General features: G+C 52.4%; 17 protein-coding genes. 5 read left to right on the forward strand and 12 right to left on the reverse strand.

Annotated features, from left to right (window positions below; translation table 11 throughout):
• The first annotated feature begins 146 nt into the window (after positions 1 to 146).
• The 4 genes from ACNKIB_RS12890 (at position 147) to ACNKIB_RS12905 (ending at position 5554) form a co-directional block, all read left to right on the forward strand.
• The gene (locus tag ACNKIB_RS12890) at positions 147 to 1601 is read left to right on the forward strand and encodes a tetratricopeptide repeat protein (protein WP_417910972.1); all 1455 of its coding nucleotides are present in this window, start codon (positions 147 to 149) and stop codon (positions 1599 to 1601) included.
• A gap of 63 nt (positions 1602 to 1664) precedes the next feature.
• Entirely contained in the window at positions 1665 to 2480 is an 816-nt protein-coding gene (locus tag ACNKIB_RS12895) for a TatD family hydrolase (protein ID WP_417910973.1), read from the forward strand.
• 7 nt (positions 2481 to 2487) lie between these two features.
• Entirely contained in the window at positions 2488 to 3183 is a 696-nt protein-coding gene (locus tag ACNKIB_RS12900; RefSeq protein WP_417910974.1) for a YggS family pyridoxal phosphate-dependent enzyme, read from the forward strand.
• 79 nt (positions 3184 to 3262) lie between these two features.
• The gene (locus tag ACNKIB_RS12905; protein WP_417910975.1) at positions 3263 to 5554 is read left to right on the forward strand and encodes an ArnT family glycosyltransferase; all 2292 of its coding nucleotides are present in this window, start codon (positions 3263 to 3265) and stop codon (positions 5552 to 5554) included.
• Positions 5555 to 5626: 72 nt separating this feature from the next.
• Here ACNKIB_RS12905 and ACNKIB_RS12910 read toward each other — a convergent pair whose 3' ends face one another.
• The 12 genes from ACNKIB_RS12910 to ACNKIB_RS12965 form a co-directional block, all read right to left on the reverse strand.
• Entirely contained in the window at positions 5627 to 5812 is a 186-nt protein-coding gene (locus tag ACNKIB_RS12910; RefSeq protein ID WP_417910976.1) for a hypothetical protein, read from the reverse strand.
• Positions 5813 to 5929: 117 nt separating this feature from the next.
• A complete protein-coding gene (dut, locus tag ACNKIB_RS12915) occupies positions 5930 to 6385 on the reverse strand; it encodes a dUTP diphosphatase (RefSeq protein WP_417910977.1) in 456 nt (151 codons plus the stop codon).
• Positions 6386 to 6943: a hypothetical protein gene (locus tag ACNKIB_RS12920; protein WP_417910978.1), complete on the reverse strand. Its 558-nt coding sequence runs from the start codon at positions 6941 to 6943 to the stop codon at positions 6386 to 6388. It abuts the gene before it with no gap.
• Positions 6944 to 7090: 147 nt separating this feature from the next.
• Positions 7091 to 8665, reverse strand: a complete 1575-nt coding sequence (locus ACNKIB_RS12925) for a GAF domain-containing protein (protein ID WP_417910979.1) — start codon at positions 8663 to 8665, stop codon at positions 7091 to 7093.
• Positions 8666 to 8848: 183 nt separating this feature from the next.
• Positions 8849 to 10060: an FprA family A-type flavoprotein gene (locus tag ACNKIB_RS12930; protein ID WP_417910980.1), complete on the reverse strand. Its 1212-nt coding sequence runs from the start codon at positions 10058 to 10060 to the stop codon at positions 8849 to 8851.
• Between the two features lie 45 nt (positions 10061 to 10105).
• Positions 10106 to 11089 carry a M28 family peptidase gene (locus ACNKIB_RS12935; protein ID WP_417910981.1) on the reverse strand — a complete coding sequence of 328 codons (984 nt, stop codon included), beginning with the start codon at positions 11087 to 11089 and terminating at the stop codon, positions 10106 to 10108.
• Positions 11090 to 11484: 395 nt separating this feature from the next.
• Positions 11485 to 11691 carry a hypothetical protein gene (locus ACNKIB_RS12940; protein ID WP_417910982.1) on the reverse strand — a complete coding sequence of 69 codons (207 nt, stop codon included), beginning with the start codon at positions 11689 to 11691 and terminating at the stop codon, positions 11485 to 11487.
• Positions 11692 to 11807: 116 nt separating this feature from the next.
• Complete coding sequence (gene rd / locus ACNKIB_RS12945) at positions 11808 to 11966, reverse strand: rubredoxin (protein WP_417910988.1); 159 nt, start codon at positions 11964 to 11966, stop codon at positions 11808 to 11810.
• Between the two features lie 38 nt (positions 11967 to 12004).
• Complete coding sequence (locus ACNKIB_RS12950) at positions 12005 to 12598, reverse strand: peroxiredoxin (protein WP_417910983.1); 594 nt, start codon at positions 12596 to 12598, stop codon at positions 12005 to 12007.
• 69 nt (positions 12599 to 12667) lie between these two features.
• Entirely contained in the window at positions 12668 to 13063 is a 396-nt protein-coding gene (locus ACNKIB_RS12955) for a desulfoferrodoxin (protein WP_417910984.1), read from the reverse strand.
• Between the two features lie 108 nt (positions 13064 to 13171).
• On the reverse strand, positions 13172 to 13747 hold the full coding sequence (gene rbr / locus ACNKIB_RS12960; RefSeq protein ID WP_417910985.1) for a rubrerythrin: 576 nt from the start codon (positions 13745 to 13747) through the stop codon (positions 13172 to 13174).
• A gap of 26 nt (positions 13748 to 13773) precedes the next feature.
• Positions 13774 to 14427, reverse strand: coding sequence for a transcriptional repressor (locus ACNKIB_RS12965; protein ID WP_417910986.1), 654 nt, complete (start codon positions 14425 to 14427; stop codon positions 13774 to 13776).
• Positions 14428 to 14654: 227 nt separating this feature from the next.
• Here ACNKIB_RS12965 and ACNKIB_RS12970 point away from each other — a divergent pair, with 227 nt between their 5' ends.
• Positions 14655 to 14939 carry a hypothetical protein gene (locus ACNKIB_RS12970; protein ID WP_417910987.1) on the forward strand — a complete coding sequence of 95 codons (285 nt, stop codon included), beginning with the start codon at positions 14655 to 14657 and terminating at the stop codon, positions 14937 to 14939.
• Positions 14940 to 15120 lie beyond the last annotated feature (181 nt).

Raw genomic sequence — 15120 nt, forward strand, 5'->3', positions numbered from 1 at the left:
ATCACAATTGAAGAACAAGACAGCACTTCTGACAACAATTTTAAGATTGACGGTGAGGTATGAGAGAGTCGGCGAAGCTGACCACGCCAGCTTTAGCTGTCAATCGAAGCCACCGGCTTTAAGCCGGTGGAGTATTCACTCCCGGCATGATCCGGTTGAAATTTCAGCCGACTACCAAGCTGTTGATTCATGCGGGCGGCGCACTTGCTCTTTTCGTGATTGTTTACTTCTTTGCGCCTGCTGACTTGAAGAACCAGCCAGATAACGGTGGAATAAAGCAGTCTAACGGTTTAGGGAATCAAGCCGTTACCATCAACAACACCGGAAACGGCGATGTTCAGGTAACGGCCACAGTCAATAATGACGGCCTGAAAAAGGAAGAATATCGGCAGATGCTCCGGGAGGAATTGGCGCGGACTAACAAGGAAAGCCAAGCTCCTGGCCTTGCTGCCGAGGAACGCCGCCAGCTGGAGCAGAAAGCGAAGGTCTTGGAAGAAAAGCTGATCAATCTTCAGAAGAGCTATGAGGAAGAGATAGTCCGGCGCAAGAATGCGGAGAAATCTCTTGATGACTTCAAGGGGCAGTTGTCCGTTGCCCGTATTGCCGAGGCGAAGAAAAGCCTTACACAAGGCGATGCCAAAGCGGCAGAGCAGGTTTTTGATGAAGTAGTAGACAAAGATGGCAAACAGGTTGCCCTTGCCGCCTACCAAAGCGGGCAGCTGGCTGAAGGCCGCGTGGATTACGCCAAGGCCATGCGTCAGTATAAGAAGGCTGTGGCCTTGGAAGAGAACAACCCAGACTATTTGCTGACAGCCGGAGCGATAGCTCGGACGTTAGGTAACTATGCACAGGCACAGGAATGGCTGGAACGGCTGCTTAAGATGCGGGAGGCGGAGGGGAAAGATGGTCTTGATCTTGCCTTAGCGCAACACGAATTGGCGTGGCTTTATGATGATCAGGGTCAGTACGAGAAAGCTGAACCACTGTACAAGCGTTCGCTGGATATCAGAGAAAAGACTCTCGGTAAAGACCATCCCGATGTTGCTGCTTCCCTAAACAATCTGGCTGTGCTGTATACAGCTCAAGTCAAATATAAAGAAGCGGAGCCGCTGCTCCAGCGTGCGCTGGATATCAAAGAAAAAACCTTTGGCAAAGATCATCCTGATACGGAAGGAAACCTTAACAATCTTGCGATACTGTATCAGAAACAGGGCCGGTACGCTGAAGCAGAGCCGTTATACAAGCGTGATCTGAAGATTTCAGAAAAGAGCCTTGGCAAAGACCATCCAGAGGTGGCAACCACCCTGAACAATCTGGCTAATTTGTACCAGGCGCAGGGCCGCTACGAGGCAGCGGAGCCGCTGTACCAGCGTTCGCTGGCGATCAAGGAAAAGAGCCTTGGCAAAGACCATCCAGAGGTGGCAGCAACACTGAACAATCTGGCTTGGCTGTATTACACGCAGGGCAAATACGTGGAAGCAGGGCCGCTGTATCAACGCGCCATTGCCATCCTCAAGGCAAAGCTCCCTGCCGGGCATCCTGACATCACAATGGTTCAGACAAACTACGATGACCTGAAACGCAAACTGGCCGGGCAGTAGCAAGCCACAACGCATCTTGTTTAAGCCGAAATATCCTTTTGTTGAAGCCATCCGTTCCAACTCATGAACTCACGCACCTTTCCTCTGCTTTCCCCTGGCTATAGCTTGGTTGACACCCACTGCCATTTGGATATGGCCGATTATCAGGCTGATTTAGACGAAATTATTACCTCTGCTTGTCGTTTCGGCGTGACTCGCATTATCACCATTGGCATTGATCTTGCCAGCTCGCGTAAGGCAGTGGCCTTGGCTGCGCAGTACGAGGGAGTTTATGCCTCGGTGGGTATTCATCCTCATGATGCGAATCAAGCTGAGGGCGAAGAGGTCTTCCGCCAGCTAGCTGAACTAGCAACCCAGCCCAAGGTGGTTGGTTTCGGGGAGATCGGCCTTGATTATGCCAAACAATACGCACCAATTGAGGCGCAGCAGCTTGCTTTTGCCCGCCAGCTTGAATTAGCCAAGGAACTGCGGCTGCCGCTCATCATCCATGACCGTGAAGCCCATGCAGATACGCTGCGCTTACTCCGAGAACAAGGGCCATTTCCAGCAGGTGGAGTGATGCACTGCTTTTCTGGCGATAACGAACTGGCACAGCAGGTGCTAGACCTGGGTTTTTATCTTTCCATCCCTGGGATTGTCACCTTTCCCAAGGCGGAAACCCTGCGACAGGTGGTGCAGGCAGTGCCTTTAGAGCAGTTGCTGCTGGAAACTGACGGCCCCTTTCTTGCGCCCATTCCTTTTCGGGGTAAATGCAATCGGCCTGAGTATCTGCTCCACACGGCAGTAAGAGTTGCCAATTTGAAAAACATCTCCCTGGAAGAAGTTGCCCGGCAGACTACCAGGAATGCGGAAAAACTCTTCTCCCTGCCGCTGGCGTAATGTCATCATGATCTGCGAAAAGATAGAACGCATCCAGGCAGAAGTTCGGGCAAGTGCGCTGCGCTGTGGTAGAAATCCCGACTCAGTGAAGATCGTGGCTGTGTCGAAGCATGTGCCCCTTGCCACAATAAGAGCAGCGCAAGAATGCGGCCAAAGCATCTTTGGGGAAAATTATCTTCAGGAGGCCGCAGGCAAAATCAGCCAGCTCAACAGCAATGGCTCGCTGCAATGGCATTTTATTGGCCATTTGCAAAGTAACAAGGCTGCCACGGCTGCTGAGTTGTTTCAAGTAATCCAGACTGTTGATCGGCTGAAGATTGCTGTTGCCTTGAACAACCAGGCAACCCGGCTGAATAAGCAGCTCGAGGTGCTGATTCAGGTCAATGTGGGCCGCGAAGCGCAGAAATCAGGGGTGCTGCCGGAAAAGGCCGAGGCGTTACTCCGGGAAATGCAGCCGCTCACCGCTCTGCGCGTCCGAGGTTTGATGACTATGCCGCCTTATGGCCAGGAACCGGAAGCCAGTCGGCCTTATTTCCAGGCCTTGAAGCAGCTTGCTGGGCAATTAGCCAAGGCAAACCTGTTTCACGACAATGAGGCAGTAGAATTATCAATGGGCATGTCAGGCGATTTCGCGGTTGCCATTGAAGAAGGAGCAACCTTGATTCGCATCGGGACAGCAATTTTTGGCGAAAGAGCAAGATAAGCCAAGCAACAGCAGCGCGTTATCGCCACAGAACAATTACTGCTGCGGGATCATTCCTCTGTATTGAAAAAGAGATGTTATGGAGATACTAAAAGACATTACCGCCTTTGCTGACCGCTGGCTTGGCACTGCTTTGCCGCAACTTTTTCTGCTTTTCCTCGGTATTTTGTTGGTGATCTTGGTTGTCACCGCGCTTTGGGATCGGCGAATCAACGGCATCGGCGGCGTATTCGGGGTATTGATGGGCCTGCTCATGGCCTCTCTCGCCTTAGAGGAAAGCCTAGCGCGCTTCATCGGGGGGTTAAACCCAGCGTTCCGCATTCGTCTGCTTGCCGCGTTGTTTAGCCTTTCTTTACTGTTCCTGACTGGCTCGGCCTGGGTGAAAACCGGCCTGCAAAAACGCTATGGCCTGACCTGGACTGCGGTCAGCCTCATCGTGCTGCTCACGGCCTTGTTTCCCGATCTACTCCGCTCTTTTCCCAATCTGATCGGCATTCATTACGGGCTGACTGTGGCTGGCCTGTTCATCGTTTTTCTGCTCTTGCTGGTCTTTCATTTTTCCATCACGCTTTCCGAGCTGGAGAAAAACCAACAGATTTTGCTGCAACGGATCAGAAAGCTCGAAGGCGAGATCGCAGGCCCGGAGGATATCGCAGGCGCAAGCATTTGGACAGAACTTGGCGAGAAATGGCAACGGATTTGCCGCCGTCCAGCCCGAGGTACCACCTTGGGTGCGCCGCTCATCATCCTGACCGCAGCGGTCAGCGTGTTTTGGGTGGGGATGTCTGCCCCACAAGTGATGGTTGGCGACGAAGTGACCCATTATCACATGCTCGAAAACCAGGCCAAGCTGCTGCCCGTACCCAATTTTAAGGCAAGAATCCCCACTGGCTGGGGCACGATGGAAAGGCGCACTTATCCGCACTCCTTTCTCTGGCATTATCTGGGGGCGGTGCTGTTTTGGCTCTCTGGTGGCTTTTTTGCGGCTGTCCAGTTGTATCAGGCTTTGTATTTGATGCAATTTCTCGGCGTGGCATATCTGTTAGCCAAAAGCCGAGGCGGGGTTGAAACCAGAGCCGCACTGCCCTATCTGCTGATTCTCGCCAGCCTACCCATGACCCTGATCTTCACCGTCACCTTTTATCAGGATGTGCCAATGGCCGCACAGGTGCTGACCGCCTTTTATCTGCTGCGAAAAAACCGCTGGCTGCTGGCTACGTTCTTCATGGGTTTTGCCTTGGGGATTAAGGTCAACGCCATTCTCTTTTTTCCCGCCTTTTTCTTCTGCCTGCTGATTTGGACTAGCCGACGTTGCCGTCCTGGCAAAACCGCAGCGATCTTCTTCTGCTCTTTAGCCGTGATCAGTTTCTGTACTTGGGGGCTGGGCGCGGCCATCAGCAAGTATGCTGGGGCAGGCTTTTATCCAGTAGAAAAATTCCAGCAGGTGCTCCAGATCGCGCAACAGAAAATCTGGCCAAACCAAGAGCAAAGAAGGCCACAGGAAAAGCTGTCGCAGCCCATGCAGAATCAAGCCAAGCCAGCAAAGACTGTCGCAGCACAACCCACAGAACTGAAGGTCAAGGCCAAGGTCATTTCGGAGAAGCAAGCCGCTATCATCGCGAATCATCCCGGTGATCTGCGGCTTACGGTCAATTATTTCATCTACGGCGGGCTGTTGCTCTGGCTCTTGGCCCTGGCTGCATTAGCCGCTGCGTTCCTGCGGCTGCTTGGTCGGCAGCAACAGCCAGCGGCACCGGAGTCAAGCTGCTGGCTCTGGGGAACTGGCTTGTCCTACACCCTTATTGCCGCGTTTGCGCTCCCTAACGCCCCAGATGCCCGCTTTTTTTTGCCGGGCTTGCCCTTTCTCCTCCTGCCTCTTGCCGAGCAGACCGTGTGTTTGCCCCGTCCCAAATGGCTGATCTCGCTGCTGGCCAGCCTTGCGCTCCTGCAAGGAGGGTATGTGTTGGCTAAGACCTACAATCTGCGGCAGGTCAGCCCCGAACTGCGCGAGGCGATAGCCTGGCTCCAGGAGAATCGGCCCCAGCCTTTCCGGGTATTCATGTATCCAGAGGGAAACTATCGACTTTTCCCGGTTCCGCATGAGTGGTACATGAATTATCATCTGCGGGAATTCTGGCGGGCAGACAACAATCTGCGCCTGGAGGTACTGCGCCAGTTTGGCATTGGCGCAGTGGTGATTAAGAAGTACCTTGTTGCGCCGGTAGATCAGGACATCACCGATTTGGGGGTCTATCCTGACTATTTTGTCCGACAACTCCGGCAAGACGGACGGTTCCGCAAGGTGTTTGAAAACAGTGCCGTGCTGGTTATCCAGGTGCCAAAGGTTGGGGAAAGCAGCGGCTTGCAATAAACCTCAATTTGTCTCGAATTATACTCGCTAGGAAAGAAGTTCGGCTTGGCCGCAAAGGAGTTTGGCCAACTTTCAGAGGAGTCTTGCTCGGCAAGAAAGGAGTTGTACTCGGCAGAAAAGGAGTCTGGCCGACTTGCAAAGGAGTTTTGTCGAGCAAGAAAGAAGTCTGGCTAAACCGTAGAGGAGTTCTGCCGACTCAGAAAGGAGTTTTAGTCGGCAAAAAAGGAGTTGGAGTAAGCCGGAAAGGAGTTTGGCCAAGCAAAACTCCTTTGTAACCGAGGAGAACTCCTGGGCAACCAAGCAAAAGACGAATGTTTGGCCAGAGCATTCCTCTCTTACCGCGCTCTACTCTGGGCCATGCAAGAAGGAATCAACTCAAACCCCTGTGTGCCCAAAGCCACCACTGCCCCGTTCTGTGGCCGCCAAGTCCTCAACAACGTGCAGGTTAGCGCGACAGACCGGAGCCAGCACAAGCTGGGCAATCCGGTCGCCCCGCTGGATGCTGTAGGGGGTCCGGCCCAGGTTGATCAGGCCGATTTTGATTTCGCCTCGGTAGTCGGCATCAATGGTACCGGGCGCGTTGATAACGGTGATGCCGTGCTTGATTGCCAAGCCTGAACGGGGCCGTACCTGGAGTTCAAAACCCTCTGGCAAGGCGACCGCAAAGCCTGTGGGGATGAGGTAAATGTCACCAGGTTGCAGAACAAGCTCCTCTGAGACGGCAGCAGCGACATCCATGCCCGCCGCTTGGAGAGAAGCATAGCCAGGCAGGGGCAAATTCCGCTGCTCCTGCGGTAGGAGCCAGCGGAACTGGACGGAAACGGCCTGCATCTACATGCCACGGCCCATTTTCTTGACCATTGCTGCGTAGTCGTCCTCATAATACGGCTGACCGTTGCATTCCCGGTCGAATTTGTCGCTCTTGTCCTGATAGGTTTTGACTAATTGTTTGTACACATCGAGCTGCTTGTCCAGCGATGGCAGGCGGGAGTTGTAGTTGAGCACCTTAGCATCGTAGGAGGTCCGAGCATCCTTACCGCCTTGATCAACCGCTTCCTTGGCTGTCTTCAGATGCTCGCCCATCTCGGTTAATTCCTTGTTGAGCGCGTCAAACTGCTCCTTAGCCTTGCCAATGGCAGCATAGCTGGAATCAACATCCATGTTCAGGCGGATGCACTGCTCAATCATCTCCGCTGTTAATGCCCCTTCACCGTCCGGTGTGGAGCGGTAGGTCCGGTTTGACTTTTTGTCAGTGGCTTTAGCTGCCGCTGCAACCGCTGCCGGGCTGTTGTTTCTCTGTATTTGCGTCTGCGCCGAAGCCTCATTCAACAGGAGACCGGCGAGAGCCACAGCAGTCAGCAAGGTCAGCCTCAAGGTTTTCTTCTGCATTTTTTATCCTTTCATGCTTGGTTCATCTGAGCAGGCCACCAGTTCCGGCTTTCCGCCCGCCATTCATTCCGTTGCAAATCTACGCAGTGCAATTGTATAACATAACACCGCGCAAGTCCAATCGTGTTCGTTTGTTGCGGCCCAGTTTCAGCCGCTATCTTTGTCGATCCCTAGCACACAGAAGGCAGGGACAGCATAATGCACGCCCTTCAGGGCCATCGCGCCCAAGTCTTCAATGAGGACTTTCTGGTCTTCCTTGGCCTGCCGGGCTAAGTCTTCGCGCACCTCGTCAGTTATGTAGATGCGGAAGGAGGTGGCGGCAGAAGCGAGCCGCTGGGCAATATTCACCTCTGTGCCGATCACCGTGTAGTCCAAGCGTCGGGCCGAGCCGACATTGCCCATGAACATCTCACCGCGAGTGATGCCGAAGCCCAGGTCAATGCTGTCAAAAAAGCTGTCTCGCTTTTGCCATTCCTTTTTCAAGGCGGCGAAGCGTTCCCGAATGGCAAGAGCGGTCTCCACTGCTGTCCAAGAGGCATTGTCCAACTCAATCAGGGCACCGAACACCGCCAGTACTGCGTCGCCCATGAATTTATCGACCGTGCCCCGGTATTCAAAAATGGTCTCGGTGAAGACTTGAAAGAATTCGTTAAGGAAATCCCGGAGCACTGGCAGCGGCAAGTGCTGGACCATGCCAGTGAAGTTGCGGATGTCGGCAAATAATACCGTGGCCACCTTGACTGCACCCAAACCCCGAATCAAATTGGCATCGCTTGCTAACAGTACCTTGGCCACTTCCGGGGCCACATATTGCTCCAACAGGGCTTGCAGGCGGGCCTCTTGGGCCATGGATTCCCTGGTTCGGATATTTTCCAAGGCCAAGGCTGCCTGGGTGCTGAGGATGCCAAGGATCTCGATATCCGAGTCAGCAAAACGAATGTCGCCGTCCGTATAGCTGACGTTCAGCACGCCGAGGATGCGATCCCGGACGATCATTGGAAAGGAAACCGCTGAGACGATTTCAGGCCGCTTGAGCAGATCAGCAAAACGGGAGTCGCTCTGCGTCTCCTGGTTGAGGATAACCGGCTTCCGCTCCTCAAAGACCCGGCCTGCGATTTTGTCGCCAGGCTTGATGCGGATTTTTTCGATCATCTCCTCAGGAATGCCACGCGAGGCAGCGATCCGCAGCACCCCCTCGTCCTCGTCATAAAGCATCACCGACAGACTATCCGCTGCGGTCTGATCGGCAATGACATCGAGCAGGCTTTCCAGCACGTCTGGCTGGCTGGTGGAGGAAAGGAAGTTTTCGCCCAGACCGTACAAGGGCAGGAGAGCGCGGAGGCGCGAATTCTCTTCGCGCAGGGCAGCAGCTTCCATTGCCCGGCTCACCTTATCCCGCACCTGCTGAGGATTGAGTGGACAGGGGAGAAGACCGGAAAAGCCGCTCTCCATCGCTGCTGGACAAAGTTGGGCAGCATCGCCCTTGTCCACGATCAGAAAGCCGACCACCCCAGGCCGCATGTCCCGCAGAGTGTCGAATAACTGAATGCCGCTGGTGCCTTTCAGATTCTCAGAGACAAGAATCACCCGTACCGGTTGATGCGTACAGACCCTGGACGCTTCATAGGACAGGCAGCAGTCGACATCGTATTCGCCTAATATCTCAGTCACCTGCTGACACAGTTCGCGCTGATCTGAAATCAGCAGGATATCGGCCAGCATCGTTTAGAATACGCTCAAGGCTCAGAGGGTGAATAATGAAGGATGATCCCCGCTCAGGCCGGATTCTGCTGATAAAAAAACGACAGCAGATTCTCACGGCTGGAAATCATTCTACCATTCTGTTTCTGGCAAGGCAACAGGAGAGAGCAGGGCAAGGCACTTCCCGCTGCCAAAACAGTCAGGTTAAGCCGCCTTGTCTCCTGCTTTCGCGTCCAACAAAGCCTGTCCGACGGTATGCCCCAGCTCGACGCACTCCTGAAGATGACCGTGCTCCGGCACATACTGCACCCGCAGGCCGGGATGCACGAGGCGGAAATTCATCTCGCTCATGGCGGTGTTCATCAATTTGACCGCCTCGCCTGACCAGCCATAGGAACCAAAGGCCGCGCCAATCTTGTTCGTAGGCCGCAGGCCGCGCATGTACATCAGGAAGCCCGCCATTCTTGGCAAGAGACCATTGTTGAGGGTCGGACAGCCGAGGATGACTGCGCCCGCCTCCAGCACGTCGCACATCACTTCGCTGTGATGATTGACCTGAAGGTTCAGTAACTTGTAGCTGATGCCTTTATCTTGAAGACCACCGGCAATGGATTTCGCCATCATCTCCGTCGAATGCCACATGCTGTCATAAATAATGAGTGCTTTGCCATTGCTCTCATTGACGCACCAGCGGGAGTAGGCCTCAATGATCTTGCCGGGATTTTTCCGCCAGATGATGCCGTGATCTGGCGCAATCATCTTCAGCGGCAGGTGCATGTTCTCAACTTGCGCGATCAGCTTTTTAACAATCGGCGAGTAGAGGGTGAGGATGTTGGCGTAATATTTTGTCGCCTCGTGCATCAGCACGTCCTGGTTTACCTCATCGTCAAAGCGTTCGCTGCTGGCGAGATGCTCGCCAAAGGCATCGCTGGAAAAGAGTATCTGATCTTCCTTCAGATAGCTGAACATCGAATCCGGCCAATGCAGCATCCGGGTTTCCAAGAAGCTCAGGGTCTTTTCGCCAAGGCGCAGCTCCTCGCCGGGCGCAACCGCATGATATGGCCAGTCCGGCTGATGAAAATGCTGGAGCAGGGCTTTTTGGCCCATCTTCGAGCAGATGATTCTCTCCGGCTGAATTTCCCGCACAACCTGCGGCAAAGAGCCGGAGTGATCCATCTCCACATGATTGACCACTAAATAATCAATTTTCTTCGGGTCAATGACGTTGCGGATCCGGTGCATCAGCTCCTGGCCGCAGCCGCTCTTGACTGTGTCAATCAGGGTGACTTTTTCATCAATGATCAGATAGGCATTATAGGTCGTTCCCCGTTCAGTGGAGTAGCCGTGAAAATCTCTGGTCAGCCAATCAACGGCCCCGACCCAATACACATTTTTGCTCAGTTCGACAGGTCTCACTGGTCATTCTCCTGCTAATGTTGTTGTGTCGCTTGACAGATATTTCTACTTTTTCTCGTCAATTTCTTGAATGTATTTAAAGATTCCGTAAACAACTTTAGCCATTTTCTCGTAATTCAGCTTGTCGTAAGTGTCGTGCGCGGTGTGATAGGCAAGATTGCGGTAAAATGCGGTGTCCGTGACCATCACTGCTGGAAAGCCCTCGGCCCAGTAATTGCGATGATCAGAAAAATCAATGCCTGGCACAAAAGAAGGCGCATTGATCGAATACGCAGGCAAATCAGTAAAACGGTTGAGTGCAGATTTCACCTTCTGCGCTTGATTGGAAAGAACCTGATCAACAACCGCAATAAAATTGCCTCGACTTGGATAAAACAATTGCAGCAGCCTGGCCGGATATTGCTGGGAACTTTTTTCGTCGCTGAAATATCCGATCATCTCCAAGGCGATCATCAGCTTAACTTGCTTGCCCTTTTCTTTCAGACTGCGGGCATGAACCGCGCTGCCCATGTCTGAGCTGGCAAAGTACGGCGGTTCTTCAAGCGGCCAAGCAACCAATTCAACACGGGTGCGCAACGGAATCTTTTTGAGCAACTTGCCCAGCTCAATTAAGCCAGCCACACCGCTGGCATTGTCATCCGCACCGGGAAGATTGGAAAACACATCATAATGGGCACCGATGACCAGCATTTCTTCTGTCTCCGGGCCATATTCAGCAAGCACATTAACGAACTGCTGCTTCTGCACTGTGAAAGATTGCAAAGCAACTTTGTCCGCAGAGGGAAGCAGAGCATTTTTAATATATTCAGCAGTGCGAAGCAGGTTCTCAGGATGCTCGCTGTCGCGGGGAACAAAGTCCTTGCTCAACTTCCGCACATGCTCTTGCAGCAGGAGCGAATCAACCTGATATTCCGGTTTGTAGATGCCGGAAGTAAAATTTATCGGTCTAGCGATAAAGACCCACAACATAGCAACTGCCACTGCAAGCCAAGCGATTCCTTTGCCGATCAGCGGCAGCTTTTTTTTCATTGCCCTTGCCCTCTCAAATGCAGATACCAGTCATTCTTTCTCTTTGCGCTTTCTGGTGTATTTTTTTTCGCTCGCTTGCCCTAAATAAACCGTTGATTATCGCACTCAGGCTTCTTTTCTGGGCAGCGGCAACTAAAACAAAATACTCTGCCTCATCCGTTCTGTCATTTCGAGCGGAGCGAGAAAACTATAACCGCTCTGCAATTGTTTCGGAGAGTACATTTCTCGCGCTTCGCTGGGAATGACAGCAGGGTCGTGTGTATGATGCTTCTGCTCTGATTTATACAGCTTTTCTTTCCGCACATCACGTTTAAACCATCTTGATTCACACTTCAATCAGAGCGATTCACTCTTTAATCGCCGCAAATTACGCTTTAATTGACCTGATTCACGCTTCAATCGTCTTGCTTGAAGCGTAAATCAAGGTGATTCATGCTGCAATTACCCTGATTAAAGGGTGAACCAAGACGATTGAAGAGTGAATCGCTCTGCTTGAAGCGTAAACCAAGCCGGTTGAAGCGTGAATCATGGCAATTCAACCGACGAACAGAGCTTTCCGAACCGCAAAAAGGCCGGGTGAAGTGGCCGCTGCCCTTCGGCAAGACTGTTTTTGCTATAAAGAGGACAGGCCCATTTGTTACAATGGGCCGTGCATTACCTCTACTGCTTTCCTCGTTCGTTTTTACGAACGCTGCCTTGAAAAGAAACCGGCAAGAGCCTACAGTTCCTCAAAGGCATCCTTGCCTGCGCCGCAGATCGGGCAGGCCCAATCATCGGGCACATCTTCCCAAGCGGTGCCTGCCGCAACGCCGTTGTCGGGATCGCCTGCTTCCGGGTCGTAATCGTAACCGCAAATTTGGCATCGGTGTTTTTTCATCATCCTGTCCTTTGCTGGAGATTGAGGAGAGCGGCAGCTCAGGCCGCGTTTTTTGCCAGATAGTCAGCCACGCCCGCTGCTGTCGGAGTCATGGCATCCTTGCCTTTGTTCCAGTCTGCTGGGCAAACATCGCCGTGGGTTTCGTGGAAAATCAACGCATCCAACATGCGCAGGGCTTCATCAGTGGAGCGGCCCAGGGGCAGGTCGTTGACCACAGCATGACGGACAACGCCTTCCTTGTCGATCAAGAATGTACCGCGCAACGCCACGCCCATGTCAATCAGTACACCGTATTGGCGGGCGATTTTTTTGTCCAGATCAGCAACCAGCGGAAAATTGACGCAGCCAATGCCGCCTTCCTTGACCGGGGTGTTTTTCCAGGCGAAATGACTGAACTGCGAATCAATGGAAACACCGATCACCTCGCAGTTGCGCTCCTTGAACTGGGGCAGAGCGCGGTCAAAGGCGATGATTTCAGACGGGCAGACAAAGGTGAAATCGAGAGGATAGAAGAAAAGAAGAACATATTTGCCGCGAAAATCAGAAAGCCGGAAATCTCCTTTGAAGGAGTTGTCCGGCATGACAGCGGTGGCAGTGAAATCAGGGGCCTGTTTCGTCACTAATGAACTCATGTCTATACTCCGGGGAGATGTTGACAAAGTTGCGCTGCGGCCTAAAGACCGCAGCCTATTCGCAGGAGGTTACGCCTTCCAGTTGCCGTGCAAATTGCAGTATGCTCTGGCTGACACTTCGGTTGACTTGCAGCCGCATCCGCAGCTGCTGCACGAAAAGAGTGCTTCCGGCTTGTCGCCAGGCTTGAGGTCTTTTCGACAGACGATGGTGCCGACGGTCAGCTCGATCCACTCGATCCAATGCTTTTCTTCCATCGGGTGCGCTACAGAGCCGACGGTCACTTTGTAGCCGCCTTCGGTCTTCTCAATCACCGGCACATGCTTTTCTTTTGACGCATCGACCGTGTTCTCAGTCTGCAAATCCATCGGCTGGCCGCAGCAGACCAGCGCACCCGCGCCGGTGTGCAGGACAGAGACAATGTTGCCGCACAGCAGGCATTTGTAGATTTCATTCTTCTTGGTCATGGGAATATCCTCCTTTTAGGGTCGGCATCCTGAATGCTGGATGCGCTTGTTCAGGAAAAACAGCTTCCTCACATTATACAGCCTAATTCCCGTTTGTCCGCAATATCCTCACCAATTTTCTGCCAGCAGCTCAAAATAACTCTGCGGATGCGTACAGGCCGGGCATTTCTGCGGAGCTTCGGTGCCCTCATGCACATAGCCGCATTTGGTGCAGTGCCAGGTAACATTGCCGTATTTGCGGAATACTTTGTTGTCCTTCAGGTTGCTGATCAGGGCGCGGTATTGTTTGGCGTGCTGCTTCTCTGCCTTGGCGATGGCGCGGAAGGTAGCGGCGATCAGCGGGAAACCTTCTTCCTCGGCAATCTTGGCAAAGGAGGGATACATCTCCATGTATTCATGCTCCTCGCCTCCAGCGGCAGCTTCCAGATTTTCCACGGTAGAGCCAAGCACTCCGGCAGGAAAGGCAGCGGTGATTTCGACCTCGCCGCCTTGCAGCAGCTTGAACAGGGTTTTAGCATGAACCCGCTCCTGCTCTGCTGTGCGGATGAACAAATGGGCCATCTGGACATAGCCCTCCTTTTCCGCGATCTTGGCTGCATACGTGTAGCGGTTACGGGCTTGCGACTCGCCAGCAAAAGCGGTGAGGATGTTCTTTTCAGTCTGAGTTCCTTTTAATTCAGCCATTGTTCTGCTTCCTCCTTGGTGCATGGTTAAAAGAGAGCTTCTTTGCCTGCAGGGGTAATTTCATACTTGCAGCGGGCGGGACTGGCCACCAGCCCTTTCTTTTTTAGGGCGGTGAGCTGTAAACTGATTTTGTTCGGTTCAAGCTCGATAGCCGCTGCAAGATCTCTACCAGTACAGACGCAGCCGGTGCGTTCCAAAGCCCGCAGCACCTCACGCTGCCGCTCACTCAACCGACCGGTACCGTTGATCTTCACAGCCGCGCTGTTTGTGACGCAGACATCGCCTTCTTGCTGGTTATTTTCATTCTTTTTTTGGCATTCTGGGCAGATGCCAAAAAATTCAATCCGGCAACCGGAAATACGGTAGCCGATCTCAGCAGCGGAATCTGGAGAGACCGCCTCCACCTTAAGGTTATCGACCCGATGACACTGGACGCAATAGATATGATGGTGCTGATCCAGCTGCCGGTCAAACCGTTTCTGGCGACCGCTGATCTCTAACTTTTTGATCATACCCGCTTCAGAGAGAATTTCAAGATTTCTGTAAACGGTCGCTAGACTTATACGCGGTAGCTTTCTTTTGATTCGTTCGTAAAGTACGTCGGCGGTTGGGTGGCCTTTGCATTTGCCTATCTCTTCCAGAATCACTTCCCGCTGATGGGTCATTCGGAAAACTTTCATCGGATCACCTTTCTGTTCATGAGTTGATAAGAAAAAATAATTGAGAATCATTACCATGTCAATAAAAAAATTGAACAGCGACAGATAGATGCTATATAAGTAAAACTACTTAACCATATTGCAAAGTTGTAGAGTTTGACAAAAGCCTTGGGTTCTGCTATTGAAGACAGATATCGTCGCTGTTGCGATGGGCCAACTAACCGATCAATTCTACAAAAGGGAAAATAATGGCTTCAGAAATTAATGAAATAACCATGAATTACGAAGAGGAAGGGCAGCTATTGGTTAAGGAGCTGGACAAGGAAATCTTGACCAAGGGCGCATGGACGACGATTCTGTTCCGCTATCAGGAGTATGACAGCAACGCGGGCGAGTTTGGCCCAGAAAAATACTCCATCCGCCGCTACCAGAAACGGGAAGGGCAGTATTTATCCAAGTCAAAATTCAATATTTCCAGCGCGGATCAGGCTCGTAAAATCATCGAAACGTTGAGTAGATGGCTTGAGAAGTAGCCAGGATGAATTTGCTTTGGGTAGAAAAAACTTCCCCCTCAGGTAAAAAATCGCTTGACGTTAGGGAACGAGTCCTGTATATTCGTGCCTCGTCGCCGGTGGTACTGAGGCTGAAAGCTGAAGCCGAGACGATGAAAAAGCAGCCCGAAAGAAAAAATAAAAAAGTTCTTGACGGTCGAAA

This window comes from Candidatus Electronema sp. PJ (assembly GCF_048287395.1).
Taxonomy (GTDB): Bacteria; Desulfobacterota; Desulfobulbia; order Desulfobulbales; family Desulfobulbaceae; genus Electronema.